This window comes from Natronosalvus caseinilyticus, from assembly GCF_017357105.1.
In the GTDB taxonomy this organism is placed as follows: domain Archaea; phylum Halobacteriota; class Halobacteria; order Halobacteriales; family Natrialbaceae; genus Natronosalvus; species Natronosalvus caseinilyticus.
Genome location: NZ_CP071596.1, coordinates 1,580,999 through 1,606,609, shown reverse-complemented (window position 1 = coordinate 1,606,609; position 25,611 = coordinate 1,580,999). Strand labels below are relative to the sequence as shown.

The 25,611-nt window shown below is 64.0% G+C and carries 22 protein-coding genes; 9 read left to right on the top strand and 13 right to left on the bottom strand.

Features of this window, described 5'->3' with window-relative positions:
• Window positions 1–18: 18 nt before the first annotated feature.
• From J1N60_RS07760 to J1N60_RS07750, 3 genes are all read right to left on the bottom strand, one after another.
• Window positions 19–2,421, bottom strand: coding sequence for a thermonuclease family protein (locus tag J1N60_RS07760; protein WP_312912005.1), 2,403 nt, complete (start codon window positions 2,419–2,421; stop codon window positions 19–21).
• A gap of 289 nt (window positions 2,422–2,710) precedes the next feature.
• Entirely contained in the window at window positions 2,711–3,124 is a 414-nt protein-coding gene (locus J1N60_RS07755) for a DoxX family protein (RefSeq protein ID WP_312912003.1), read from the bottom strand.
• A 203-nt stretch (window positions 3,125–3,327) separates the two neighbouring features.
• Window positions 3,328–4,923 (bottom strand): alkaline phosphatase family protein, encoded by a 1,596-nt coding sequence (locus J1N60_RS07750; RefSeq protein ID WP_312912001.1) that lies wholly within the window; start codon window positions 4,921–4,923, stop codon window positions 3,328–3,330.
• Window positions 4,924–5,240: 317 nt separating this feature from the next.
• Between J1N60_RS07750 and J1N60_RS07745 the strand changes: the two genes are divergently transcribed.
• Window positions 5,241–6,224 (top strand): polysaccharide deacetylase family protein, encoded by a 984-nt coding sequence (locus tag J1N60_RS07745; protein ID WP_312912556.1) that lies wholly within the window; start codon window positions 5,241–5,243, stop codon window positions 6,222–6,224.
• 168 nt (window positions 6,225–6,392) lie between these two features.
• On the opposite strand, the gene J1N60_RS07740 is transcribed toward J1N60_RS07745, so the two are convergent.
• On the bottom strand, window positions 6,393–7,355 hold the full coding sequence (locus J1N60_RS07740; protein WP_312912000.1) for a glycosyltransferase: 963 nt from the start codon (window positions 7,353–7,355) through the stop codon (window positions 6,393–6,395).
• 327 nt (window positions 7,356–7,682) lie between these two features.
• Between J1N60_RS07740 and J1N60_RS07735 the strand changes: the two genes are divergently transcribed.
• Window positions 7,683–7,886: a zinc ribbon domain-containing protein gene (locus J1N60_RS07735; protein ID WP_312911998.1), complete on the top strand. Its 204-nt coding sequence runs from the start codon at window positions 7,683–7,685 to the stop codon at window positions 7,884–7,886.
• A gap of 52 nt (window positions 7,887–7,938) precedes the next feature.
• Window positions 7,939–8,694: an Lrp/AsnC family transcriptional regulator gene (locus J1N60_RS07730; protein ID WP_312911997.1), complete on the top strand. Its 756-nt coding sequence runs from the start codon at window positions 7,939–7,941 to the stop codon at window positions 8,692–8,694.
• A 99-nt stretch (window positions 8,695–8,793) separates the two neighbouring features.
• On the opposite strand, the gene J1N60_RS07725 is transcribed toward J1N60_RS07730, so the two are convergent.
• The 5 genes from J1N60_RS07725 to J1N60_RS07705 all read right to left on the bottom strand — a co-directional run bounded on the left by J1N60_RS07725 (window position 8,794) and on the right by J1N60_RS07705 (window position 14,766).
• Window positions 8,794–10,311 (bottom strand): alkaline phosphatase family protein, encoded by a 1,518-nt coding sequence (locus tag J1N60_RS07725; protein WP_312911995.1) that lies wholly within the window; start codon window positions 10,309–10,311, stop codon window positions 8,794–8,796.
• 279 nt (window positions 10,312–10,590) lie between these two features.
• Window positions 10,591–12,081, bottom strand: a complete 1,491-nt coding sequence (locus tag J1N60_RS07720; protein WP_312911993.1) for a nucleotide sugar dehydrogenase — start codon at window positions 12,079–12,081, stop codon at window positions 10,591–10,593.
• Window positions 12,078–13,064, bottom strand: a complete 987-nt coding sequence (locus J1N60_RS07715; protein WP_312911991.1) for a Gfo/Idh/MocA family oxidoreductase — start codon at window positions 13,062–13,064, stop codon at window positions 12,078–12,080. The genes J1N60_RS07720 and J1N60_RS07715 overlap by 4 nt, the downstream gene beginning before the upstream one ends.
• Window positions 13,061–14,218, bottom strand: coding sequence for a DegT/DnrJ/EryC1/StrS family aminotransferase (locus J1N60_RS07710; protein WP_425499346.1), 1,158 nt, complete (start codon window positions 14,216–14,218; stop codon window positions 13,061–13,063). The genes J1N60_RS07715 and J1N60_RS07710 overlap by 4 nt, the downstream gene beginning before the upstream one ends.
• Window positions 14,170–14,766 (bottom strand): acyltransferase, encoded by a 597-nt coding sequence (locus J1N60_RS07705; RefSeq protein WP_425499336.1) that lies wholly within the window; start codon window positions 14,764–14,766, stop codon window positions 14,170–14,172. Before J1N60_RS07705 ends, J1N60_RS07710 begins: the two co-directional genes overlap by 49 nt.
• A gap of 395 nt (window positions 14,767–15,161) precedes the next feature.
• On the opposite strand from J1N60_RS07705, the gene J1N60_RS07700 reads away from it, so the two are divergent.
• Together J1N60_RS07700 and gvpH are read left to right on the top strand one after the other, a co-directional pair.
• On the top strand, window positions 15,162–15,698 hold the full coding sequence (locus J1N60_RS07700) for a DUF7344 domain-containing protein (protein ID WP_312912554.1): 537 nt from the start codon (window positions 15,162–15,164) through the stop codon (window positions 15,696–15,698).
• Between the two features lie 220 nt (window positions 15,699–15,918).
• Window positions 15,919–16,440 carry a gas vesicle protein GvpH gene (gvpH, locus tag J1N60_RS07695; protein WP_312911988.1) on the top strand — a complete coding sequence of 174 codons (522 nt, stop codon included), beginning with the start codon at window positions 15,919–15,921 and terminating at the stop codon, window positions 16,438–16,440.
• 35 nt (window positions 16,441–16,475) lie between these two features.
• On the opposite strand, the gene J1N60_RS07690 is transcribed toward gvpH, so the two are convergent.
• The 3 genes from J1N60_RS07690 to J1N60_RS07680 form a co-directional block, all read right to left on the bottom strand.
• Window positions 16,476–17,810: a transposase gene (locus J1N60_RS07690; RefSeq protein WP_312911986.1), complete on the bottom strand. Its 1,335-nt coding sequence runs from the start codon at window positions 17,808–17,810 to the stop codon at window positions 16,476–16,478.
• Window positions 17,811–17,993: 183 nt separating this feature from the next.
• A complete protein-coding gene (locus tag J1N60_RS07685) occupies window positions 17,994–18,497 on the bottom strand; it encodes a DUF7344 domain-containing protein (protein ID WP_312911985.1) in 504 nt (167 codons plus the stop codon).
• Window positions 18,498–18,700: 203 nt separating this feature from the next.
• Complete coding sequence (locus J1N60_RS07680; RefSeq protein ID WP_253433255.1) at window positions 18,701–18,892, bottom strand: DUF7563 family protein; 192 nt, start codon at window positions 18,890–18,892, stop codon at window positions 18,701–18,703.
• A gap of 473 nt (window positions 18,893–19,365) precedes the next feature.
• Here J1N60_RS07680 and J1N60_RS07675 point away from each other — a divergent pair, with 473 nt between their 5' ends.
• The 3 genes from J1N60_RS07675 (at window position 19,366) to J1N60_RS07665 (ending at window position 22,213) form a co-directional block, all read left to right on the top strand.
• A complete protein-coding gene (locus tag J1N60_RS07675) occupies window positions 19,366–19,743 on the top strand; it encodes a helix-turn-helix domain-containing protein (RefSeq protein ID WP_312911984.1) in 378 nt (125 codons plus the stop codon).
• A gap of 196 nt (window positions 19,744–19,939) precedes the next feature.
• Window positions 19,940–20,215, top strand: a complete 276-nt coding sequence (locus J1N60_RS07670) for a PadR family transcriptional regulator (RefSeq protein WP_254159748.1) — start codon at window positions 19,940–19,942, stop codon at window positions 20,213–20,215.
• 633 nt (window positions 20,216–20,848) lie between these two features.
• Window positions 20,849–22,213 carry a DUF1616 domain-containing protein gene (locus J1N60_RS07665; protein ID WP_312911982.1) on the top strand — a complete coding sequence of 455 codons (1,365 nt, stop codon included), beginning with the start codon at window positions 20,849–20,851 and terminating at the stop codon, window positions 22,211–22,213.
• 1,056 nt (window positions 22,214–23,269) lie between these two features.
• Here the strand turns inward: J1N60_RS07665 and allB are convergent.
• Window positions 23,270–24,634, bottom strand: coding sequence for an allantoinase AllB (gene allB / locus J1N60_RS07660; RefSeq protein ID WP_312911980.1), 1,365 nt, complete (start codon window positions 24,632–24,634; stop codon window positions 23,270–23,272).
• 287 nt (window positions 24,635–24,921) lie between these two features.
• On the opposite strand from allB, the gene J1N60_RS07655 reads away from it, so the two are divergent.
• Window positions 24,922–25,371, top strand: coding sequence for a MaoC family dehydratase (locus J1N60_RS07655; protein ID WP_312911978.1), 450 nt, complete (start codon window positions 24,922–24,924; stop codon window positions 25,369–25,371).
• Window positions 25,372–25,611 lie beyond the last annotated feature (240 nt).

Here is a 25,611-nt window from a genome sequence, read left to right as displayed (position 1 = left end):
CGACGCTCTCGTGCCCCGTCAGTCCACGATGAATTCGGCGTCGACGGAGTGGAAATCCTCCCCCTCGAGCGTCTCGTTAGCGACGTACTCGCCCGACACGGGATTGGTCACACCATCGATTTCGACGCGCACCTCGCCCTCGACCGACGTGTTGTAGACGCCGTTGAGGTCGAACGTTGCGGCGCTTCCGGCGTATTCGTTCGAGTTGACGGCGATCTCGTCGACCGTCCCGTCTCCGTCGCGGTCCATGTAGACGGTCACGTCGTCGTTCGTGAGCCCGTCTACGCTGGTTCCGTCAGGATAGTCGACCGTGATCGTGTCGACCTCGCCGTCGAAGTCGGCGGACAGGTCCGCGAGGGTCCACGTGTGGTACGACTCCGTACCCGCCGTTGCCGGGTCGGCCTCGAGGACGTCCGTCCGAACGTCGCTCCGAGCGGTGAACGACCGCACGGAACCGTAGGCCGTGTAGCCGTGGTTCGACTCGACGACGGCGCGGAACTCGTACTCCTGACCGGCCTCGAGACCGTCGATATCTTCGCTGAACGATCCCGTTTCCTCGAGCAAGCGGGAGGGAGTGGTCATCTCGAGGTCGCCCGTTGGCCCCCACTCGAAGTACACTTCACCCCAGTCCGCGCCGTCGAGGTCCTCGAGCGTTCCGTTCAGCGTCGCGGACGTCTCGCCGACGCGAGTGGCCGAATCCGTCGCGACCCGCAGGTCGGTCACGTTGTACTCGACGTCGACCGAGAGGGTGTCGTCGCCCTCGAGCGTCTCCGTCGCGACGTACTCGCCCGACTCCGGATTCGCGACGCCGGCGATCTCGACGCGCACCTCGCCCTCGACTGACGTATTGTACCGACCGTCGAGGTCGAAGGTGGCGGTGCTCCCAGCGTAGGAATCGGAGTTAACCGGAATCTCGTCGACCGTGCCATCGCCGTCGCGGTCCAGGTAGACGGTCACGTCGTCGTTCGTGAGGCCGTCTAGACTGGTCCCGTCAGGGTAGTCGACGGTGATCGTGTCGACCTCGCCGTTGAACTCGTCGGCGGAGTCCGCGAGCGTCCAGACGTGGTCCGCGGCGACGGTGGGATCGTTCGGCGACGCTCGCAGGACGTCCGTCCGAACGCCCTTCCCGCTCTCGTAAGCCGACCAGAGGTCGAAGTCGGTCGTGTTCAGCCGCCCCGTTTGGAGGAGCTTTCGACTGCCACCGGCGTAGTTCGTATCGTCTCGAACGTCGTCGTAGTTGAGGCGGAGGTCCGATCCGAGACCCGCGGCGAGGTCGTCGAGGTTGGCTCGTTCCCCGGCAGTCTCGCTGCCGCTGCCCAGCAGGAGGACGACGCCGCCCTGGTCGACGAACTCCTGTACCTCCGCGATTTCCGCCCCGGTCCACGCCTCCGGGCTACAGGAAGCGACGAGCGCGCGAGCATCCGACAGGCTGTACCCGCGTCCGTTCCCGTAGGCGTTGATGCTGTGGAGTTCGATACCGAGCCCCTCGAGGTGGCGCTGGTAGTACGCGGTGTCCTCCGCCGAAACCGCGTTGTCCTGTTCGAACGTCCGGTGGCCGCCGTCGACCAGCACCGGCCCGGAGGGATCGTCGCTCCCGTGCAGATGATCGATCAGGTTCGTGACGAACGTGAAGTGGTCCAGGTCGGCCGACTCGCCCTCCCAGCGCTCGTTGATCGTACAGCCGCCGAAGTACGCGAGGTTGCACGACTCGTCGACGCCGACCATCGGGATCGCGTCGTAGTCGACGGTGCTCGCGGTGGTGTTCTCCTGGACGGCGGTGTCCTCGGCCCAGACCGGCACTCGTGAGTCGGGAACGGGGCCATCCGTCGTCCTGACGCTCGAGGCGTGGGGGTGGAACGTCGCCGCGACGTCGTCGTTTCGCCACTCCGAGACGTAGCCGTCGTCGGCGACCCAGAGCCCCCGCCCGGCCGCTCGGGCGGCCTCCTGGGCCTCGAGGTACTCGTCGGTGTTCGTCAGGCTCGCGGCGTACACACGGGCGTACCCCTCCTCGAGGGTGAGTTTGTTGTACACCGTGTAGGCGCCGTCGCCGTTTCGATCGTACCTGATCTTCGCGAGGAGACGGCCGAACTGGTCGATTTCCTCGGATGCGCAGTCGACCTGGACCTGGCAGGCCGAACCCGCCGGGAGTTCCGTCTCGGCAAAGTTGGTGGCCTCGTTACCCCAGTGCTCGAGGTGGGACTCGTCCTCGATGAACTCCCACTCCTCGATTTTCTCGTACGTGGTGTTTCCCGTTTTCTCGGGCGTGTCGTGCCCGAGCGTACGGACGTTGTACTCCTCACCGGTCTCGTAGACGTAGACGTCGAAGGTGTCGCCGTCGACGACGCGGGTGATCTCGGCGTCGTACCAGACGCCACAATCGAGGGCGGAATCTGCGGCCTGCGTGGGTTGGGTCGCAGCCAATCCCGCGAGCGTGCTCGTGACAGTTTTAATGAATGTACGCCGTTTCACTATGTGACACGACAGTGATTGTCTGACGATCAATCATCAATATTCCGCCAGATAATACTGTGTTGTTACGTATTGTTCTTATTCAATCCGTTTACAGTCACTCCTGAATTACTTCGAGAGCAGCGTGAGAACAGGTGTCAGTTACCCATCAATATGGTGCTGCTCGAGTTCGGCGGACGTGCTCGGAACGGGATCGACCAGCCCATCCGAGGAACGTCGTATCGCCCTCGGCCTCGAGTGCCTAAAGCCCGATGTTCAGCGCGTAGGGCCAGGCAGCGTTGCTAACCGCGAGGAACGCGAGGGCCGCACCCGCGCCGTAGACGTTCTTGAGAAACGCCGTCATCTCGTTCTGGGCCTCCTCGCCTTCGGCGTTCCAGAAGTCGTGCATCTTCAGCGCCGAGACGACGAGGAACACCGCGAGCGCGCCGGCGCCCACCGCGGGGAACACCCCCACGATGAGCGAGAGTCCGCCGAGAACGAGGAGGACGCCACTCAGCACGACAGACGCCTTCGGTGCTGGCAGGCCCTTGAACTCCGCGTAGCCGGCCATCCTCTCGACGTCGAGGAAGTGGTTGAACCCCATAAACGCGAGGACGCCACCGAAGATCACGCGCGCGAGCAGGAACGCCACGTCGGCGCCGGCAGACTCGAACATCAGGCGCTCACCTCGATTCCGTGGGCAGTCGTAGAACGATTCGATCGGTAGTCGCAAACTGGTTTCATTGCGTTACCAGGTACGAATTGGAACCTATATATCGGTTCCCGGACATGCATGCAACCGGGTTACGGAGACGTTACCGACGTTTCGTTCCGGTGCAACGATCGGGTTCGGAGGACTCGATTCGAGTCCGAGACCGGTCACTCCATGTAGCCGAGGCCCTTCAATCGGTCCTCGACGCCCGAAAAGTCGTCGTCGACGCTCTCTTGGTCGCGCTCGCTCGTGACGTCTCGGCGGGCGACCTTGGTCCCGGTTGGTTCGGCGTCCGGTCGGAACGCGTCGAAGAGAACCCGGCCGTCGGCGTTCGTGGGGACGGGCTTGCCGATCCCGTGGAGCAACGTGGGGGCGACGTCGACGACCCGTGCACCCCGCAGCGTCGCCCCGGGTTCGATCGACGGGCCGCGACAGAGCATGATCCCCTCGGGGCGATGGCTCGCGGCGGTCGGCGACGGGTCGCCGAACGGTTCGTCGGTGACGGCGTTGCGCCCCTCGTAACGGTTCGTCCCGTTGACGATGAGGTCCGGCGAATCGGGGTCCGTCGGGAAGAGGTCGTCGCCGTCGTAGACGACGAAGACGCGCTCGACCGCGTCATCGGTGATCGACTCGAAGAGGTCGGTGAGTTCGGCCTTGAGCGCCGGAATCTCCCGCGGCGAGACGACGCCGTGGTCGAACCGATCCGAGTCGTTGACGTAGAGGTTACCCGCGTCGTGGACGAACGCGACGGTTCGCTCGTAGTCCACGTCGTAGAGGGCGTGCTGGCCCGGTATCTGCTCGGCGACGGAGTCCAGTAGCTGACGCGGCAGCTTCGAGACCAGGAACTCCTCGGAGATGCCGACCCGGTTCAGCGCACTCGAGACGCGTTCCCGGGAGATCCCCAGGCTCGCGAGCGCGCCGCGAGTTCCGTCGTCTTCCTCCTCGAAGAGGTAGCCCTCCCGCTCGAGGAAGTGATTCGGGTAGGCGAGTTCGTCGATGGGCCCGAACCCGTGGTCGGAGACGACGTAGAGGTCAGCGTCGTGCTCGTCGGTGTAGTCCATCACCTCGCCGAGAATGTCGTCGAGCGCGCGGTACTGCTCGAGGATGCGGTCTTCGTCCCAGATGAGGTGCTGAAAGCGATCGGGGGCGGTGTAGACGAAGAAGAACAGCTCCCAGTCGTCTCGACGCTCCATCAACAGTCGCATCAACTCCCGGCGCTTTCTGAGGATGTCCGAGACCGCGACCTCGAACTCGTCGAGGCGGTCGGCGTAGTCGGGGTAGTTGAGGCTGATCTGGTAGTCGGGAATCCGGTCGACGACCTCGTCGGCGAGTTCTGGTGGATGGGTGAAGTCGTGCTCGAGCGAGGGCGTCATCATCCCCGAGACCACCTCGCCGTCGATGGCGGTCGCCGGGTACGTCATCGGGACGTTACCGACGACCGCAGGGCCGAGTTGTTCCCACAGCGGCGGCTGCTTGCAGTCCCGGCTGGTGTACATCCGGTGTGAGTACGACGAAGAGAGCTGTTGAAAGCCGTAAATGCCGTGTTTGTCGGGCCAGACACCGGTCGCAATCGACGGCCACGCCAGTGGCGTCGTCGCCGGGCGCGTGCTGTCGAGCGGGCCCGATGCCCCCTCCTCACGCAGCCGGGCGAAGTTCGGGAGCTCGCCCTCGTCGGTCCAGCGTTCGATCAAGTTCCAGGGGACGCCGTCGAGCCCGAGCACGAACGCTCGCTCGGACGCCGTCGTCGATGTAGATCCGCTCATGATGATACTCGAGGCGTTGGTGACGCCTGCTGTCGCTGACAAGGCACACTGACGCCTTTGTTATCCAGCGACTGCGATCGGGAAACCGCCACGAACGGAACATACTCTCCTGCTCGAGACGGTTCACTCGATGGGTACTACCGCGGGATTCGGCGGGAAGCACGCCAGAGGTGTTCGTTCGAGCCCAGCCGAGTACGAACGGCCACAGCGCGGTGGCAGGCCATCCATAACAAAACCATTACGGGAGAATCCACCAGCTATGTTCGCTCCCGTCGACGCCACGAGTCGCGACCGCGAGCGGGTGGCAGGTGACCGTCGTGGGTAGCGTCGTCGTCTCGGTCGACGCCGAGCTCGGCTGGGGATTTCTCGACCTCCACCCACCACCGGCCGACCGCATCGAGCGCTGCCGACGCGGCTGGCACGCCCTCCGCGAGGCCTTCGAGGCCTACGACGTCCCCGCCACGTGGGCCGTCGTCGGCCACCTCATGCTCGAAGACTGCGACGGCCGCCACGTCGACCACCCCGCCCCGGCTGGCTGGTTCGAGCGTGAGCGGACCGACTGGAAGGATCGCCCCGACCTCCGGTTCGGTCCCGACCTGGTCCGGTCCGTGCTCGAGTCGCCGGTCGACCACGAGTTCGCGAGTCACTCCTTCTCTCACGTCCTCTTCGGCGCGCCGAGCACCGATCGGGAACTGGCTCGCGCCGAGTTCGAGCGGGCGCTCGACCTGGCCGACGAGTGGGGCCTCGAGTGCTCGTCGTTCGTCTACCCGCGAAACAACGTCGGCCACCGGGCCGCGCTCGCCGAGGCGGGGTTCACCGCCTACCGGGGCCGAACGTCGACGCCGGAGGGGTTCCGGGCGGTCCTCGAGACTGGCCTGGGCGGGCGCTCGGTGCTAGTCGAACCAACGGTCGACGAGCACGGCCTGGTGAACGTGCCGGCCTCGCTGTTTTGCTTCGGATTCGAGAGCGTCGCCCGCACCGTCGCCGAGTCCGTCTGGACCGACCCGATGGTCGTCACGGCCCGCCGGGCGATCGATCAGGCCGTCGCGGCCGACGACGACCGGCTCTGTCACCTCTGGCTCCACCCGAACAACCTCACGACCGACCGCGACGACGAGCGAATGCGGGCAATCCTCGCCTACATCGACCAGCAGCGTCGAGAAACCGACCTCACCGTGGAGACGATGGACGAGGTCGCCGCTCGAGTCGGCAAGTCGGCCGAGGACGCCGACGAAAGCGAGAACGCGGACGAGGAGGGGATCGAGACGAGTATCACGCAAACCGTCGGTGGCGACGACTGATCAGGTCCGCGACCGGTATCGGGAACGACGTGGTCGTTCCCGTGACGTGGACGGCCTATCGATGAGATCCTGGTTATAACTATAGAAATAATAGTTTTGGACTTCGGTTAGGGACCACTTACGCGTGCAGGCCGCCCGTGTTCAGAATCGTCTACGGTCGCCCTGCGTTCAGGACCGCGCCACTCGCGTTCGCCGCTGGTCTGCGCGCTCGAGCCCCGTTACCGACTCGTAGACCTCGAGGACGGCGTCGGTCGTGCGCTCCAGACTCACCTCGCGAGCGGCCTTGCGGCCGTTCGACCGGGCCCCCGACTCGAGGATCGTCGTCAGTCCCTCGACCAGGACGTCGTCCGCGTCGGCCACGCACGACGGGGAGACACCTTCGAGGCGTTCGCGCACGTCACCGACGTCGACGGCGACCACCGGGAGGTCACAGGCCATCGCCTCCTTGACCGCGTTTGGCGAACCCTCACTGTGGGAGGTCACCAGGAGGGCGTCGGCGGCGTTCATGTAGTGGGGCATCTCGTCGTGGTCGACGCCCGTAATCGTCCGCAGGGAGACGGGCCGCTCGAGGCGGCCGTCGGCGCGGTCGACGATCCGTTTCGCCCGCGGGTAGTTCTTCACCGACCGGTCGGGCGCGTATGGGAACAGGACCGCGTGCTCGTCGGTGGGCCAGCCGACGCGGTCACGAGCGGCCGCCTGTGACCCCGGCCGAAAGGTCTCGAGGTCGACGCCGTCGGGGATCACGCGACACTCCCGACCGAGCGCGTCGGCCATCGCCTCGGACATGACGATCACCTCGTCACAGAAGGGTGCACAGAAGCGACTCACGGGTGCGACGGGGCCGTGGACGTCCGATCCCCAGAGCGAGCAGACGACCGGCACCCGTCGCTGGGCGAGCGCCATCGGGGCCGTGAGCCCGTAGTGGGCGTGGATCAGGTCGTATTCGCGATCCAGTTCGCGGCGCACCGTCCGGAAGAACTGGAGGTACTCGAGCGGCCCGCGAGCGTTCTCGCCGGTCACGTCGCCGGCGACCGACAGCGTCTCGAATCGAACGCCGCAGCGCTCGAGGGCAGCCTGTTGCTGGTTCAAAAACGGCGCGTCCGCGGCGTTCGTGAGCGTGAGTACGTCCATTCGACCGAGAGACCACCGGGAACGCGCTTTGTTAGGGACGGCCTTCGCCTCGAGGCAGGAACCTGTATCGAGTCGCCCCCGGTTTCGGGGCTCGACCGGACCCAACTCGAGGCGAGTCTCGACGTCGAACGGAGCCTCGAGCGTCGACCTCGAGCATCGACCTCGAGCGTCGAGCGACGTCCGTCAGACGCGAGTCACACCTGGGCCGGTTGACGAACTCAAGGGTATCGGGAGTTTCGGCTCCAACAATCGAATATAAATACCCTCTATCGATAGCCGACGAAACGCTTATACTGGTGAACATTGAAGCGGCTGTCAGGACGATCAATGTCACTCTCCGATCTATTCACTGGACTCCTGCCGGGGACAGACACCGAGCCGGAGTCACCCGACGCGCCACGCGGCGCCCACGTGGACGGGCCGACGACGGTCGTCTACGAGTGTCGAAACTGTGGGACCACGGTCGACCCGAAGACGAGTCGGTGTCCCCACTGCGACCACGACGAGATCGTCGAGTACCCCATCGATTGATCTCGAGGAAGCGAAACGCAGTCTCCTTAATACTGTCGCGTGAACGGACCGTATGGACATTCGTCTGGACGAGGTCAACAGGCGCATCATCCACGCCCTCATGGAGGACGCGCGGTCCACCTCGGCGCCGATGATCGCCGACGAGGTGGGCGTTTCGGCGGCGACGATCCGCAACCGAATCGGGCAACTCGAGGAGGCGGGCGTGATCGAGGGCTATCACGCGAACGTCGACTTCGAGCGCGGCGACGGCCGGTTACGGAATCTCTACCTCTGTAACGCCCCGGTCGACGACCGCGAGCGCATGGCCCACCAGGTGCGACTGATTCCCGGCGTGATCAACGTCCGCGAGCTCATGACCGGTCGACGAAACCTCCACGTGCTCGCCGTCGGTACGGACACGAACGATCTGCGCCGAATCGCCCGCGAGATCGCCTCCCTCGGAATCGACATCGAGGACGAGGACTTGCTCCAGGCCGAACACTACCAGGCCTACCGCCCCTTCGGCCCCGACGACCGGACGCCACAGCCACTCTCAGATTACATCAGCCTGACCGGCGGCGCCGAGGTCGTCGAGGTGACCGTCGCCGAATCGGCCCCCATCGCGGGGCTCTCGCTCGAGCGCGCCGCTAGGGAGGGCGTCCTCCCCGACGACGTACTCGTGATCGCCATTGAGCGCGACGACGCCGTGTTGACTCCCCGCGGCGATACCGAGATCGAACCCGACGACCTTCTGACGCTGCTCTCACGTGAGGGAGTGACCGGAGACGCGCTCGAGGCGTTCGAGGCGGATAGTATGAGAGACCGATAGTTCGACGGCCAGGATACCTCGGCCTCGAGCGATAGTAGCCACTGGACGTCATTTCATCCCCTGGTAGCCAGAGGTATCGGCGGCAGTGTGTAACCCGTTTCAGTTGTTTCGAGACCGGTAATCGAACTCCTCGAGGCGCTCCCCCAGGCGCGCATCGTCGAACGTGGGGTCGTCACAGGCCGTGCCGTGCGCGACGTTCGCGTATGTGCCGTATCCGACAGGGGCAGTCGTCAGCGCCGACGGATCGCGCCCGGTCATCAGACGGGGAACCGGGCGACTCAGCGTCGCCATCACCAGCGGCGCGACGTCCGCGGCGGTGAGACAAACCGGTTCCGGGGACACCTGGATCGTCGGCCCGGACGCGAAGAACGTCCCGACACCCGTTCGCGTCACGCCCTCGAGCCGCGTGAATACCCGATTCGCGGGAGCGGCCGACACCGTACAGTTCGTCCCCGCCGTGGAGACGAGGACATCGGGTGCTTCGCGAGCGAACGGCCCCTCGTAGAGGTGCTCACGTCGGCAGGCGAACTCGAGGGCGGGGTTCCCGTCCGGATCCGCGAGGTCGGCCAGCGCCTCGAGCACCCGCGACCGGGTCTCCTCGTACGTGGAGTTGACGACTCGACCGTAGCGCTCCCGGCCGGCGACGTTGAGACGGACCCCTGCACCGGTCGCACTCGGGAAGAACGCCTCCGAGGTCGCCCACCGGTACCCGTCGACGTCCTTTCTGTTCGCGTGAAAACCGCCACCGAGCGCCCCAGAGACGACGCTGAGCACCGATTCGAGGACGCCGGGTCGCCACCGACAGTTTCGTGCGTTCCGCTCGAGCAGGTCGTGATCGGCGAGCACCTCGTTGACGTGGACGCGATACCCTCGCGAGCGCTCGACGCCGAGCGGCGAACACCCGATGACGGTCGATTCCTCGGGAGCGACCTCGAGGACGTCCCGGACGAGTCGATCCGCAGCCCGGCACGCGGCCTCGAGGGCGCGGTCGCCAACGTCCGCGTCGACGGTCTCGAGGAGGTCCGGATCGGCGACCGGAACGTGGACGAGCGCCAGCTCCCATGGCTCGGCCTCGAGCAAATCGCAAGCGAGGCGACGTCGCGTCTCGAGGAGCGTCGGCACCTCGGCGGGGTCCTCGAGGTCCCGGAGCGTCCACGGCGAGCCGGGTGAGCCGGACGGGAGTCTCGCGTCCGCGGGATCATCCGACAGACGGCCGTCGACAGACCCCGCGGGGCGCCGTCCGGGAACCACGACGCCGCTCACCGGTCCCGGCGGGTCGGTCATCGGTACTCCACAGGCCACCGTGGAGCCCCCCTCGCCGGTGAGGTACGCCCAAAGGGTCGGCCGGCGGACGTCGATGGCGGAGGCTGGCCGACAATCGTCGTCGGGGTAGCTCGCGCGGACGGCGTCGTCGAAGACGCCGTGGAAACTCGGGTCGGTCCCCGTCAAGAGCGACGCCCAGGCGCTCGCCGGACTGGCCGGAACGGTCGACTCGAGCGACCCCGAGACGCCGTCGGTTCGAAGGCCAGAAACGGTCGGCATCACGTCGGCAAAGCGCTCGAGGTGTCGGTTCGTCACGCCCTCGAACGCGAAGACGACGGTCTTCACATCGACCACTGCCGATCCCTCGAAGTCGAGGTCGAGGCCACGCGACAGCCACCGGCCCGCTCGAGCGCGAACAGTTCGGTCATGAACGGACGGACGACTGGCGGTGGTTTCGTTATTCTTCGGCTTCCAGCGAGTCAGGACCGGCTACGATGGCTCTCGGTTGGCTAATCGGTCCCTGCGCCGTTCTCGACCGACGAGGAGCTTGCGGTCGGCTAACCGGTTCCTGTCGGCTCGCTCGCCGTTGGCTAACCAGTCCCTGCGTCGCTCTCGACCGACGAAAAGCGCGAACTACCGTCCGGTCGCGTCGAACGCCGCCGGGCGACCGATCGTCGAGGTGCCGGTTTCGGTCGGCACGTCGCCGTCGACGACCGTCGGCCGACCGTCGCGCGCGCCGCCGAGCGTGACGACCCGGTGGTCCGTGTTCGACAGCGAGAGCACGTCCCGGCCGTCGAGGACCACCATCGGCTCGAGGTCGGCCCACGGGATTCGCTCGAAGGCGTCCTGGGGCGTGACGAGAATCGCCGCATCGAACGCGGGACCCGAGGCCAGGTCCTCGACGTCGATCGCTCGAGCGCCGAAGTCGGTCGGGTCGACCAGCGGGTCGCAGCCCCAGACCTCGGCGTCGCGCTCGCAGAGGGACTCGACGACGCCGATGGCGGGGGAGGCTCGCGTCTCCTCGACGCCCGGTCGGTAGGTGAACCCGAGGACGAGGACCGTGGCGTCCTCGAGGCTGTCCGCGGGTTCCTTCCCCCGGCTTTTACTCTCGTCCGTGCCCGTACCGTCGAGCGCCGCCTCGAGCATCGCCACCGCGCGCGCGGGCATCTCGCGATTGACCTCGCGACCGAGTTCGACCATCGAGAGCGGGGCCTCGGTCTGGGCGAGCAGGAAGTGCGGGTAGTAGGGGATGCAGTGGCCGCCGACGCCCGGCCCCGGGTCGTGCAGGTGACACATCGGGATGTGGTTGGCCGTCTCGATCGCCTCGCGCACCGAGATCCCGAGGTCGTCGGCGGTGCCCGCGAGCTGGTTCGCCAGCGCGATGTTGACGTCGCGGTAGACCCCCTCGAACACCTTGACGGCTTCCGCCGTCGTCGCGTCCGAGACCAGGTGGACCGCGTTGTCCGAGAGTTCGTCGTAGATCAGCGCGGCCGCCCGGCCGCTCGCCTCGTCGACGCCGCCGACGACCTTCGGGTACTGCCCGCGGATGTCCCGCAGGGCCGTCCCCGAGGCGGTTCGCTCCGGGCAGAACGCGACGCCGAACGAGCCGGACTCGAGCCCGCTTCGGGCCGTCAGGTGTGGGGCGATGACGTCCCGACACGTGCCCGGCGGCAAGGTTGATTCGGCGATCACGAGGTCGCCTGGCTCGAGCCCACTGGCGACGTCCTCCAGGACCGCCTCGATAATCGAGAGGTCCGGTTCCGGTTCGTCGTCGTCGGTGATCAGCGTCGGGACGATGATCACGTGGACGCGCGCCTCGCTGGCAGCAGCGGCCCCGTCGGTCGTCGCCCGCAGTCGACCCCGTGAAACCTGCTCGGCGACGAGGTCGTCGAGACCGGGTTCGCCGCCGACGTGACTCCGACCGGCGTTCACCGACTCGACGATCGCGGGATCGACGTCGACGCCGGTCACGGCGCCCGTCCCCTCGGCGAAGACCGCGGCGAGGGGGAGCCCCATCTTGCCGAGGCCGTACACCGCGATCGGAACCGATCCGTTCGTCAGCGCCCGTCGTTTCGCGGCCTCGGTATCTGGCCCGCCATAGAGGGCCGTCGTCGCCCGACTCATCGAGCGACCACCTCCTGATCCTCGTCGGCGACGAACCGGTCGATCCGTTCGACCATCTCGAGGGCGGCCACGCCGTCTTCGCCAGTGACCACCGGCTCGTCGCCGTTTCGCACGGCGTCGACGAACGACTCGAGTTCGCGCTTGAGTGGTTCGCCGTTCTCGACGCGCGGGCGCTCGACGACGCTCTCGTGTCGGTGGCGGTTCGTCCCCTCGTCGGTGACGTACTCGGGGTAAGAATCCCGGTGGATCAGCACCGACTGCTGGAGGTAGTCGACCTCGACGAGGCACTCGCTGGCGGTCACCGTGAGCCGTCGCACCTTCTTCTGGGTGCGGCGACTCGCCGTCAGCGAGACGATCACGTCGTCGGCCGTCATCGTCGCCGTCGCGTACTGGCCGTCGTCGGTGCTCGTCGCCGAGACCACCTCGGGACGGGACTCGAGCAACGAGCCGACGACGTCGATGTCGTGGATCATCAGGTCGAGGACGACGCCGTCGGTCGCCGTCCGATCGACCGGCGGGCCGAGACGCTCGGCCTCGACGGCGATCACGTCCAGGTCGGCGATGACCGACTCGAGAGTGTCGACGGCCGGGTTGAACCGCTCGATGTGGCCGACCTGCAGAACGAGGCCGGCCTCCTCGGCCTTCCGCGCAAGAGAGCGGCCCTGCTCAACGGTTTCGGCGATCGGCTTCTCGACCAGCACGTGCACGCCGGCCTCGAGACACGCCGAGACCGTCTCGTAGTGAGCGTGGGTAGGCACCGCGACGGTGACGACGTCGCAGTTCGCGAGCAGGTCGTCCATCGGCACGGCGGCGGTGCCGTAACGGGCGGCGACCGTCTCCGCGAGTGCCTCGTCGAGGTCGCTGACGCCGACGAGGTCGACGTCCCGGCACTCGCTGTAGACGCGCGCGTGGTTCTCTCCCATCGAGCCGACGCCGATGACGCCGGCCCGTACCGTCTCCGTCGAAGTAGTCTGTTTCGTCATTGTGAGTCGTAGTAGTCGGTAATCGCTTGCACGACCCGCTCGCGGTCTGCGGGTTCGAGGTTCGGGTGGACGGGCAGCGACAGCACGCGCTCGGCGGCCCGTTCGGCGTTCGGCAGCGTCGCGGCCGCCGTGCTCACCGTCTCGTAGGCCGGCTGGCGGTGAATCGGCGTCGGGTAGTAGATACCCGTCCCGATCCCGCGCTCTTCGAGCCAGGCGGCGAGGTCGTCCCGGTCGGTCGTCGCGACGGTGTACTGGTGGTAGACGTGGGTCATCCCGTCGGGGACGGTCGGCGTCTCCACCGGCACGTCGGCCAACCCGTCGTCGTAGTACGCTGCGTTCGCCTGCCTCGCCTCCGTGAAGTCCGTCAGGCGCTCGAGTTGCGCCCGGCCGATGGCGGCGGCGAGGCTGGTCATGCGGTGGTTCCCGCCGAGGGAGACGTGGTCGTAGCCGCGCGTTCCGGTCACGTCCCGGCCGTGGTTGACGTAGCTCGCGGCGGCGTTCGCCACGTCCTGGCTGTCGGTCGTGATCATGCCACCCTCGCCGGTCGTCATGTTCTTCGTCGGGTAAAACGAGAAGCAGGCGGCGTCCCCGAGGCTGCCGACGCGCTCACCGTCGATGGCCGCGCCGTGGGCCTGGCAGGCGTCCTCCAGGACGAATAGGTCGTTCGCCTCGGCGATCTCGCACAGGGGGCCCATCGCTGCGGGCAACCCGTAGAGGTGGACCGGCAGGATGCCGACGACGTCCTCGCGCTCGCACACGACCGCCTCGACGGCCTCGGGGTCGACCGTGTACGTCTCGAGGTCGACGTCGGCGAAGACCGGCGTCGCTCCAGCCAGCCGGATCGCGTTCGCGCTGGCGACGAACGAGAACGGCGAGGTGACGACCGCGTCACCCGCCTCGACGCCCAGCGCCTCGAGGGCGGTCACCAGCGCCGTGGTCCCGTTCGTCGTCGCGACGCCGTGCTCGGCGCCGCAGTAGTCGGCGAACTCGGACTCGAAGCGTCGGACCTCGGGGCCGTCTGCGAGCTGGCCGCTCTCGAGAATCGCGTGGACCCGATCGTAGACCCCCTCGCCCAGGTCGGGGTCGGCGATGGAGATGTCGCCGGTCATGCGATTCGGTTCGGCCCCTCGAGGGGTGCCGGGAGGGCTCTCGATTCCGCCGGCGCGCCGATCGCGAGCGTGTCCGGGGGGACGTCCTCGGTCACCAGTGCCCCCGCCCCGACGAACGCGTTCTCGCCGATCGTGACGCCGGGGAGGATGGTCGCGTTCGCGCCGATCGAGGCGCCGTCCTCGACGGTCGGTCCCTCGAGGTCGACCTCGGTTCGGATGGGGTACTGGTCGTTCGTGAGGACGGCGCCGGGGCCGACGAACACGTTGTCCCCGATCGTCGTGTCCGTCGGAACGTAGACGGCCGACTGGATGCTCACGTGCGAGCCGATGTCGGTTCGCCCGTCGACGATCGTCTTCGTTCCCAGGAGGACGTCGTGGCCGATCGTCGTCTCCTCGCGGACGAGGACGTCGTGGCCGGTCGTGAAGTCGTTCCCGACGACGACGTCGCCGTAGACGATCGATCCCCGACGGATCGTCGCATCGTCGCCCAGCGTGGTCGGTTCGAACGCGTCGTCGACGCCGTAGCCGACGGTCGCCCCGTCGTCGATCGAACACCGGTCGCCCGCCGTGTAGGTCGCTTCGGTCACCGCCACGACCGGTCACCTCGCGTCGTCGATGCCGTTCGGTCGTTCGTCCGTCGATATCGGTCAGTGTACATGGAGATCGAATACCCGGTTGGGTAATCACGTAGGATCATCCGGTAATCGGGCTTTGTTATCCCCGGCCTGAGCGCCGGTAGCGCGCCACTACGACCGAACAGGCACTGGCTCGAGACCGACGAGACGACCGACCTTTCGGCGACGAGAGGGGGGTTTCGCGTTCACGCGTGCGTGACAGTTCGATAGTGATGAGAAACACCGAAGCAGACCGGTACAAACCGATTTCGAGACGGTAGCCGCGAGATAGTAAAGTGTCACTCGGTGGCACCTGAGTGCGTGAGTCTCTCGACGACGGGCACCTGGGAGCGGTTTCGAGGACATCGATGACCATGACCGATGGCACGCTAACGCAGGCGGAGCTGTTCGACGTGTTCAGCAACGCCAGACGACGACAGACGGTACAGTACCTCAAACGCCATCACGGGACCTGCGATCTGGCACCGCTGGTCGAACAGGTCGCCGCCTGGGAGAACGACACGACGACCGACGAGGTGACGCGCGCCCAGCGTCGGCGCGTGTACATCTCGCTCTACCAGACGCACCTGCCGATGCTCGAAGATCACGGCATCGTCGACTGGGATCCCGACGCCCACCGCATCGAGTTGGTGCCGAACGAGGAGACGTTCGAGCCGTACCTGGATCGGAACCTCGAGGACCAGCGGCCCTGGCACTGGTACTACGCGTCGGTCTCGGTCGCCAGCGCCGTCGTCGCCGTCCTGGCCGGCTTTTCCGTCGGCACCCTGTCGTCGGGGCTCGTCCCGTTCGTCGCGCTGGGGCTTTGCATTCTCGTTTTGGTCCTCGCAATCGCCCAGCGTGCGTCCAGTCGGTCCACGTTCCGCCTTCCGTTCGCGAGCAGACGACTCTAGTTTTCGTCTGAGTAATCTCCCGCAGAACGGGTACGCAGGACGCGAAGAAGATCAGGTGGAGTGGGGCTGACGTGGTCAAGCTCGAGCAAAAACCCCTCCGCAAACTTTCGTCTCAGTGGTCCCTACATCGTCCCCGCCCAGCGGTGCGCGCCACTTATCCCCTTCGAGGTGTTAGCACACGGCACGTGCCGTGAGACTGGCTCACGGTCTCGACACACGCATGAGCGAAGAGGACACAGACGACTCGAACGATCCGAACTCGAGCGAATCCGAAGACCGGCCTCGCGCGTTCCGACTGAGAGCCGGGTTGCGATCCCTGTCGACCCTGCTCGGCAACCTGGTGGAGGTATCGGTGGATGAATCACCACCCCCGGTGAACTCGGCCAACCGGACGACCGTCGAGGGCGGCGGGGAGTACCGTCGGCGCCAGGAAGACCAACCGGAGCGCACCCGGGTCAAGCGGGTACGGAAAACGACGGCCGACCACCTGATCGACACCCGCCTCGACGGCGACGAGTTTCTCGTCACCGCCGACGTTCCCGGGGCCAGCAAAGACGACCTCTCGGTCGGAATCGACTCGAGCACGAACCAACTCGTCATCGGTCGGGAGGGAACCGTCCTCGAGCGCGTCGAAATTCCCTGGCGGTCGCCCGAAACGACCGAGGCCTGGTTCAACAACGGCGTCCTCGAAATCCGCGTTCGCCGGTCGAGAACGAACCGACGTATCGACTCACCCGGGTGAAGTACCACGGGTCGGGTGACCCGTGGCGTCTGTGTCTAATCCACCGTGGACGCAACAGTCTTTAATTCCTCTCGCGCTTGGCGGTTGCCTCGCGCCGACGATCCGTGTCGGTGAACACCCGAAGCAAAAACTGCTCCGGGAGAGTCGGCCTCTTCACACAGGCCCGATGCCGCCCGTCTCACCTTCCGCACGCGCGGAAGGGTGTCGAGAGACGGCACATTTTCATCCTGTTCGTCAAACCAGTCTTGCGCCACACAAACTGCTGCCTTCCTATCCGCATGGTCTTGGAACCCGCATTCGTTGCACTTGAATCGCTTCTTGTACCGATTCGCTCGCTCTGTGTGCAAACACTTCGTCCGTGGACACCGCTGGCTCGTGTACTCGGGGTCAACTTCATCCGAAGGAATGGCTTCCCAAGCGGCTTTGTACGTCACCATCTCACGAAGTGCGGCGAACGGGAGGCTGTGTAAGCGCCGGTTCATTCGCGTGCCGTAGTCGATGGAGTCTCGCATGTCTTTGAGGTCTTCAAAGACGATTACCGGGTCGTTGAATTGCGAAACCCACTGAGTCACGTCACGCGATACTTTGTGGAGGTGGTCGTGAACGAAGTCGCGTTCTTCCGTCCGAACCACGGTTTCGAACGCAGTCTGCCCAACCTTCTGCATCCGCTTGCGCTTCGTGAAGTATTCGTGGCGAAGACGCTTGATGTCTGGATACTCAAGAACGAGTGAATCGAGTACGTCTCCGTCTCGAGCCATCGCGGCGAGTGCAACGCAGTCTTCGTTGATGTCTACGCCAACCACTGTGCCAGCCTCTTCAGGCGCCCGAACCGTGCGCTGTTTGTGCGTGACGGTGACGTGGAGTCGCCACTCGTTGTGTTTCTGAACGAGTTCTGCAACTCCCACCCGCCACGCATCCGAGGAAAGTGCGTTCTTCACGCGGTCGAGGTGACCAGGACTACCGCGAAGCACGCCCTTGACGTAGTTGTATGGCTTATAACTGACACGGAATCGTACGTTTCCTGAGTCGTCCACGGTGAGTGCGTATCCTTCGTCGTGGTTCATTCGCATTGGATACAGCTCGTGAATGTAGGGGAACGGTCGGCCCCAGCCATCGTCTTTGTGGTCAAAGTACGTTTCAATCTCCGTGAGTGCTTTCTGCACGAGGAGTTGCGTGGTGTTTTTGACGTGGGTGGCGGTGTCCACTACCGTGTCGTGGATGTCGTTCCAGTCCCAGCCTTCACGGTCGAGACGGTTGACCTCGTTTCTGATTCGTCGTGCTTCGAGACAGCCTTCTAGCAAGTTGTCAGAACTACCCTCGTGGATGGTTAATCCAAAGGAGAGCGTCTGGGTTAGTTCTGAATCTTGCATTATCAGTTACTTGTCTTATGTACTAGTAAATGTATTGATTGGGGGCTGTTGGCATTCACCCACGGGTCGAGTGACCCGTGGTACTCTGCCTTGCAATCTATAGACCGCGAGCAACGGCTATGGGTCACCGGTAGGATTCGGGACGTGGCATCGACGAGAAGGGGCTCCAGCCTGGCCGATTCCTCAACTCAACAGCCGATACAGACTGCTCGCCGCCACCGCGAGCAAGACCAGCACGCTCGAGAGCACGGGATCGATACTCGAGACGAGGGGCGCCTCGAGGCCGGACACCGCGATCAGGACCAGACCGAAGACGCCCACGAGGAGGTGGCCGATCAGGACCGACCGATCCGTCGACTGGTCGCCGTCGACGTAGCCGTAGACCGTCTCGAAGGTCGGCCCCGGCGTGATCGTCTTCGCCGTCGAGTCGTACTCGATCACGCCGTCTTCCTCGAGTTGGGGCAGGTGCGTCTGCTGTAAGGAGACGTAGACACTCTTGTAGAGGTTGTTTGGAACGGACCCACCGTCGGTTTCCGCCGAGGCGATATCCGAGGCGACGTCGGAAACGTCGAGTCGGCCGTGTTCGTCAGCGAGCAACTGAACGATCGCCCGCCGTCGATCGTTGCCCAGAATGTGAAAGACGTCGCTCTCGGCGAGCGATCCCGTTCGGCTCTGCTGTACCGACATGATTCAGCTGCCTCGACAGCGGATATCGCTGGAAGACGTTCCACCACCTACCATCGTATACCTCTCAATTCGCGTACTGCACCCTTCAATCTGATGTAAAATGTGCTAGACGTTGTGGGCGAACGAAACGTACACGGCGTGACACGTACCGACGATCGCACCATCGCGTCGTGAAACCGTCGTGGAACGGACTCGAAAGTCGGTTACCGAGAAGGAAGGTGGCCGCCCGATTGCATCTCGCGGTAGGTCGTACACGCGGGACAGCCGTGTACGACGTCGCCGTTGTCGCCGAAGACGCGAGCGAACTGCTGGGTCACGTGCGTTCCGCAGTTCTCACACCGCGTACCTGTCGCCGACGATTCGTTCGGAGTCCAGTTGAGTCGAGTCGTTGTCATGGATTGGAAAGGGGGGATTCGATGCGGTCGTTCTGGCTGTACACGCACTCGAACGAGGGAGCGCTCGAGCAGTACTCAACCGAGGTGGTCAGATCCGAATAAAAGAGGCCGACCGTTCAGTTCGCTCAGGGCGGGTAGAACCGGTTAATACGCTGTTTTATCGGCGTCTGGGCCGCTGTGACCGATCTGTGCGGGTGTGCTGGCCGACGACTTCCGGCTGGATTTACCCGGATTCGCTCGAATTCACCGTTTAGGAGGCCGATATCGGGCACCGAAATTCGAACTTTCCATCGGGAAATTCAAGCTTTCGTGACGGAACGGGCGCCCTTCGCCGAGTAAGGCTGTCCGTTATAAAATACTAGTCCTCCTTACGGGTTAGATGGTTAGAACGTACCGATGGCCTGTCACTGTCGACAGTTGACGTCGGTGCTGCCCCACGACCCGATTACCGTCTCACAACGGAGATTCCACACATGTCCACTCACGTAAACGACACGGCGACAGAATCGACAGTCAACCCGGCGGCTCAGCTCGACGTGCTCGGCGACGAGTGTGCGCGAACGATCCTCGTCGCCGCCAGCGAGGGACCACGGACCGCGAAAGAACTGACCGAACGAACCGACTGCTCGTCGGCGACGATCTATCGACGGATCAACAACCTCCTCGAGAGCGAGTTGCTGGCGGAGTGCATCCGGTTCGAACCGGACGGGACGCACACGACGGCCTACGAATCGACCGTCGACCGCGTGCAGGTCGAGATCGGCGAGACGGGGATCACGGTTTCGACCGGGCCGGGCCACGACACGGAAACGGAACCGAGCGTGCAGGCGCGACGTGGCGGTAACCGGTAAATTCGCGACCCGCCGTTGCGATCAGATCGGGGAACACGACGGGTGGCGCTCTCGGGGGAGTTGGCCCGAGTTTACGCGAGAAAGACGAGCAAAGCGTAAAAACAGTACATTTGGTTGACAAAATCGAGAGCGAGCAACGGCTGTATGATGCGGATAACAAATATCCAATCTACGGAACGGTCCATGTGATTGAGCAATGCACGACCTGACCGGATTCCAGCGAGACCTGCTATACGTAATCGCCGGCGCGGACCGCCCGTCCGGACAAACCGTCAAAGAAGAAGTTGAACAGTACTACAGCTCCGAGATCAACCACGGACGGCTGTACCCGAACCTCGATACGCTCGTCAACAAGGAGCTGGTCGAAAAGGGACAACTCGACAGACGAACGAACTATTACGCGATTACCGACGAAGGGCTCGATCGGATCAGCGAGCGCCGCGACTGGGAGGCCCAGTACGTCGACGTCTAGAGGGACGGTGGCCGTCACCGAACGACGATTAGCGAGACGATAGCCGTCGGCCAATGCCGAACGGCGGACGGTGGACGACGCCCAGAACGATCCCCGACACCATTTTCCGATCGACAACGGGCGATAGCCGATATACGACGAGCGACGGGTGATGAGTGGCGAGTGACGAGTGACGAGTGACGTGACCACCGCCGACGGGTACCATGTCGATCAAACACCTGAACGAGGTCGCTCGAGGCGTCTGAACACCCCTTTCTCGAGGCCCCTGGAAGAGGGTCCTCTAGATCCCTGGATGGGCTTTCTCGGGCCACCGGATGAGACTACCCTCTCCTCTCGAGCATCCTCGCACTCCCGATCCCGTCCCGGGTCACCGCCGCCGAGCGCTAGCACGCTACCCGGTGTTCTGCCCGGACAATTGAGCGGCACAGTGGTCGATGGTCGACGGCCGACGATGACGGTTGCCGGTCGACGACCGAACGACCGGCGACCGCAACCGCGCTCTGCGTCGGAAACGAACGACAGATGCCGACTCGAGGACGGTAACCCGGCCATAACAAAGGCCGGCTACCGCTAGCGATTCACTGATTCGAGTATGTCCGGTATCCCTGACCGACTCCTGTGGAGGCGGAATCGATGAGTCTCACCACGAAGACCCAGAACACCGTCGGAGCGGTGGGTCGGTACCCGACCGACCTCGCGTTCGTCACGCTCGCGACGGTCCTCGCGTACGTGCTCGTCACGAACCTACCGCCAGGGAGCGGTCCCCGTCTACTGTCCGCGCTGGCGTTCGTCTCGTTCCTGCCGGGCTACGCGCTCGTCTCGATGCTCTTCCCGGTTCAGGCCAGAGCACGAGCCCCGGGACCACAGGTGACCGCCGAAGCCCGCCCAGGCGGTATCGACCCCGTCGAACGACTGGCGCTCGGCCTGGGACTCTCGATCGCGGTCGTCCCGATCGTCGTGCTGGCGCTCCCACTGACGCGCTGGGGCCTCACAGTCGGTTCGACGGTCGGCGCGCTCGCGGTAGTGACCGTTGTGGCCGCCCAACTCGCGGTGGTCCGCCGACTCCGCGTCCCGCCCGCGGATCGCTTTACGGTGTCGCTGGCCGGCCTGCGAAGTCGCTTCTCGAGCGCGAACGAAACCGGCGCGGCCCGCGCCTCGTCGCTCCTGCTCGGACTCGCGGTCATCGCTGCCGTCGGCGTGTTGTTGTACTCGTTCACGGCGCCGATGGCTGCCGGGGGGTTCACCCAGCTGGCCATCTACACGGCAGAAGGCGACGGTGACCTCGAGGCCGAGATGCCCGACACGGTCGCCCCCGGTGATCCGATCCCGATTACCTTCCAGATCCACAACGAGGAGGGTCGCGAGATGGAGTACACCGTGGTGATGCAAGAGCAGGTGGTCGCTGACGGCGAGGTCGTCGATCGGGTGACCCACCAGGAGGTGTCGGCGATCAGCCAGTCCGAGGACGGCGGACAGATCACCGCCGAGCGATCGGTGACGCCGACCGCTGGAGACGGCGAGACGGTTCGCATCGCGGTGATGCTCTTCGAGGGTGACGCCCCCGAGACGGCCACGATGGAGGAAGCCATGGAGTACACGTACTTCTGGGTCACGGTGGAGACGCCGCCGGACGCGCCCGGATCCGGTGGCGCAGACGACGGCGAGGAATCGGGTGCCGACGCTGACGGTGCTGACGATGGTGACGGCGGTGACGGCGGTGACGGCGGTGACGACACCGGTGGCGAGGACGACGCTGGCGAGGACGGCGGTGACGGCGAGAGCGACGAAGCTGAGTCCGACGAGGACTCGAGCGAGGAGGGAGACGAAAGTGAAGACGATGAAGGAGACGAGGAGGAAGGCGACGAGGAAGAAGGTGGCGAGGGCGGCGATGAAGACGAGACTGAAGAGGAAGAGGACGATGTTGCAGATGACGGCGGCGAGGACGAAGAGGACGACGATGAAGATGAAGACGAGGATGCAGACGAAGGCGAGGAGTGATACTCGCTCGCCGTGACGGCGGAACTCACACGCGCGAAAGCGTGAGTCGATTGAGAGATTAACTAACATCGACTCGCCTCGCCGATCGCTCAGAGGGAGCCCTCGACTCGAGAATATACCATGCTGCTGCCGGTCCAGCAATCCCGAATCGATACGGCAAGCATGACTGCGGTCTACCCTGCAGAGTGGCTTCGAGAACAGTTATGGCCGTCTTTCAGATGGCTCATAATTGGGCTATTCGTCCGGAAGATGTGTGTAGTGAGTGTTTTAGAGGGCATCTAGGAAGAGGCGAACTGCGGATTTGCAAGATCGAGATCACGTTCAAGAACGCGCTCAATTCCACAAACGTTGGGTAGGGAGTCTCTCAAGGCAATTTATTGGCGCCTAGGTAAATAACAGGGCTAATCAGAATCGGCAGATAAGCACGGTATGTCTCATCGTCGTCATCCGATCATCTGATGTCTTTCTCGAAGCGTTCTCCCTGAATAACGGACCGAGACGCTCTAAGAGAGTAGTTTACACTTTCTGTATTGAAGATCTATCTACGCAGTCACCTCAACAGATTAAATTTCCAAAAACGGTAGCAGTAAACCGATTATGAAATCGTGTATCTAATATTTGATGAGATATTCCGGAGTCGAGGTGGCAGGTCAAATCACCGCATAGAGGCCTACATACCGCTGAATTCGAATCGGGATAGCAGACTTGAGCCAGCAATTCGGTTCATCGTCTATCGGTCGTCGCTCAATACGTAAAACGCCATACGGAAACCGGTTATGAACTTATTGAGGGCACGATTATACCTCCTCTTTACATCCCTTCGGGTATTCTTCTCTCTCCCGTTCAATCCTGACGCTGCTCTGAGCGCCATCTCGAGCAAAAACTGCTCACAAATCTCCGTCTTCCTAGTTTCGTTCTCAGACCACCATACCACACATCTTCCGGACGATTACAGCGAGTATGATCTCGAATGCAGTGAGGTGAACACGGGTTTGATACTGAACCTCGCCCGCGGATCGGTACGCGTTCTGCGCTGAATCCCTCGAGTCCACCGCTTCAGACCGGCTCAACGCGGGCTCCGTATCCCGACTCCCCGACGACCTCGCCATCGTCGTAGACGACCTCGCCGCGGACCACCGTCGTCACCGCCTTCCCGGTGAAGGTCTCGCCCTCGAACGGCGTCACGCAGTTCTTCGAGTGTAACTCGGAGGCGTCCTCGAGCGTCCACTCCAGGTCGGGGTCGACGATCGTAATATCGGCGTCCGTCCCCACCTGCAGCGACCCCTTCTGTGGGTACAGCCCCCAGACCTGGGCGGGCCGCGTCGCGTGATGGTAGGCCCACTCCTCGAGCGTGAGCCGTCCCTGCTCGACGAACGAGAGCAGCGCGGGGACCTCCGTCTCGAGGCCGACGAAACCGGAGATAGCGTCCCAGGTGTTCCCGAAGGGGTCGTCGACCAGCTTCTCCTCGGGGGTGTGGGGCGCGTGGTCGGTGGCGACGCAGTCGATGGCGCCCGTCTGGAAGGCCGTCCAGAGCCGGTCGCGCTGGTCGGCGTCCCGGATCGGCGGCTGGATCCGGGCGACGTTGCCCTTCTCCTCGAGGACCGACTCGGTGAACCAGAGGTAGTGCGGGCAAGTTTCGGCGGTCACGTCGACGCCGCGCTCCTTGCCGCGGGCGACGGCCTCCGCACCCGACCCCGAGGAAACGTGGAACATGTGGATCTTCGCGCCGGTTTCCTCGGCGAAGGTGATCATGCGCTCGATGGCCTCGCACTCGGCAATGACGGGTCGAGAGTGAGCGTGGTCGATCGGCCGGTTCTTCCCTGCGTCCTGGAACTGACGAGTGTAGTGGTCGATGATCTCGCCGTTCTCCTCGTGGAAGCCGAGGCGCTTGCCCGTCTCCCGAATCATTTCCATCGCCTCGAGGATCTCGCCGTCGTTCGGCGGCGGGACATCCCCGACGGTCGAACCGAGGAAGATTTTATACCCCAACGCGCCCGCTTCGTCCAACGCGGCAATGCGGTCGAGGTTCTCGGAGGTGACGACGACGTAGCTCCCGAAGTCGACGTGGGCGCTCGCGTCACCGCGCTCGAGTTTCAGCTCGAGGTGCTCGGGCCGGTCGATGACGGGGTCGGTGTTGGGCATGCCGACGACGGTCGTGACGCCGCCCGCGGCGGCCGCCCGGGTAGCCGACTCCCAGTCTTCCTTGTACTCGAGGCCGGGTTCGCGGTTGTGGATGTGACAGTCGACGACGCCGGGGGCGATGACGTTCCCGCCGGCATCGATCGTTTTTCGGGCGCTCGGAAGCTGGTCGCTCCGGCCGACGGCGACGATTTTCCCGTCCTCGACGGCAATACCCGAGTTCGGGCTTCGACCCGCAGGTGTGAGGACGATCCCGTTGTGAATAACGAGGTCCACGGTCATGACTCGAGGTTCCGAAGCCGCGGGGAAATAGCTTCTGTTCGGGCGGATTTCGCCGGCCATTTTCGACGAGCGGTGACTCGAGGACGACGATTTCGAGCGGCCGAGATTGGGTACGAGCCGCGTTGGGGGAGGTTCGAAGGCGCGCTCGGGACGGCCGACGCGAAAATCGCCCGTTCCATCGAGGCTCGGCATTACTATAGAAAATAAGTTTTATTTTAAGGTCTTTACCCTCCACAGGCACCCAGGATTACGAAGCACAGCAACCAGCCAATGAACCCGTTATAAAAATGCACTATTACGAAGACATCGAAATCGGCGACGTAGAAGAGTACGGCACGTATGAAGTCACGAAAGAAGAGATCAAGGAGTTCGCACGGAAATACGACCCACAACCGTTCCACCTGGACGAAGACGCCGCGAAAGAGTCTATCTTCGGAGAACTCGTTGCATCTGGCTGGCACACCGCGTCCATCATGATGCGTCTGAGCGTTGTAAATAGCGACGGGGAGAGCGCGTTCCTCGGCTCGTTCGGTATCGATGAAATCAGATGGAAGTCACCTGTGAGGCCAGGAGATACACTCCGGCGGCGAAGCGAAGTTATTGAGAAACGACTCTCGAAGAGCCGAGATGATCGCGGCTACGTGAAGAGCCGAATCGAAGGGCTCAATCAGAACGATGAAGTTGTCATTTCTATGATCGGGAACGGCATCTATGCGTGCCGACCTGACGATGGATAGAGAGGGTGTTGTGAGTGGATGGGTCGCCGGTGTCAATGCGAAATAAACGATGATGTCGTGCTGAACTCATCCTCTGCGACGGTCACAGCATTTCTGACAGAATGTAAGTGATTCGGCTATCTGTGCTGAATTCACAGCGCGAGTCTGGTACAATGGCCTGAAAAACGGCATGACCTCAATGCGCGTGAGAGCATTGAGCAGCCAGCAAGTGTGTTTTTATTGGCAAACCCTAACCGTACG

What these genes read in the sequence shown, in the direction of transcription:
- J1N60_RS07755 (WP_312912003.1), bottom strand. Translation starts at nt 3,124, where the DNA reads ATGTTCGAGTCTGCCGGCGCCGACGTGGCGTTCCTGCTCGCGCGCGTG.
- J1N60_RS07750 (WP_312912001.1), bottom strand. Translation starts at nt 4,923, where the DNA reads ATGAGCGGATCTACATCGACGACGGCGTCCGAGCGAGCGTTCGTGCTC.
- J1N60_RS07740 (WP_312912000.1), bottom strand. Translation starts at nt 7,355, where the DNA reads ATGGACGTACTCACGCTCACGAACGCCGCGGACGCGCCGTTTTTGAAC.
- J1N60_RS07735 (WP_312911998.1), top strand. Translation starts at nt 7,683, where the DNA reads ATGTCACTCTCCGATCTATTCACTGGACTCCTGCCGGGGACAGACACC.
- J1N60_RS07730 (WP_312911997.1), top strand. Translation starts at nt 7,939, where the DNA reads ATGGACATTCGTCTGGACGAGGTCAACAGGCGCATCATCCACGCCCTC.
- J1N60_RS07720 (WP_312911993.1), bottom strand. Translation starts at nt 12,081, where the DNA reads ATGAGTCGGGCGACGACGGCCCTCTATGGCGGGCCAGATACCGAGGCC.
- J1N60_RS07715 (WP_312911991.1), bottom strand. Translation starts at nt 13,064, where the DNA reads ATGACGAAACAGACTACTTCGACGGAGACGGTACGGGCCGGCGTCATC.
- J1N60_RS07700 (WP_312912554.1), top strand. Translation starts at nt 15,162, where the DNA reads ATGACCGATGGCACGCTAACGCAGGCGGAGCTGTTCGACGTGTTCAGC.
- gvpH (WP_312911988.1), top strand. Translation starts at nt 15,919, where the DNA reads ATGAGCGAAGAGGACACAGACGACTCGAACGATCCGAACTCGAGCGAA.
- J1N60_RS07690 (WP_312911986.1), bottom strand. Translation starts at nt 17,810, where the DNA reads ATGCAAGATTCAGAACTAACCCAGACGCTCTCCTTTGGATTAACCATC.
- J1N60_RS07685 (WP_312911985.1), bottom strand. Translation starts at nt 18,497, where the DNA reads ATGTCGGTACAGCAGAGCCGAACGGGATCGCTCGCCGAGAGCGACGTC.
- J1N60_RS07680 (WP_253433255.1), bottom strand. Translation starts at nt 18,892, where the DNA reads ATGACAACGACTCGACTCAACTGGACTCCGAACGAATCGTCGGCGACA.
- J1N60_RS07675 (WP_312911984.1), top strand. Translation starts at nt 19,366, where the DNA reads ATGTCCACTCACGTAAACGACACGGCGACAGAATCGACAGTCAACCCG.
- J1N60_RS07670 (WP_254159748.1), top strand. Translation starts at nt 19,940, where the DNA reads ATGCACGACCTGACCGGATTCCAGCGAGACCTGCTATACGTAATCGCC.
- J1N60_RS07665 (WP_312911982.1), top strand. Translation starts at nt 20,849, where the DNA reads ATGAGTCTCACCACGAAGACCCAGAACACCGTCGGAGCGGTGGGTCGG.
- allB (WP_312911980.1), bottom strand. Translation starts at nt 24,634, where the DNA reads ATGACCGTGGACCTCGTTATTCACAACGGGATCGTCCTCACACCTGCG.
- J1N60_RS07655 (WP_312911978.1), top strand. Translation starts at nt 24,922, where the DNA reads ATGCACTATTACGAAGACATCGAAATCGGCGACGTAGAAGAGTACGGC.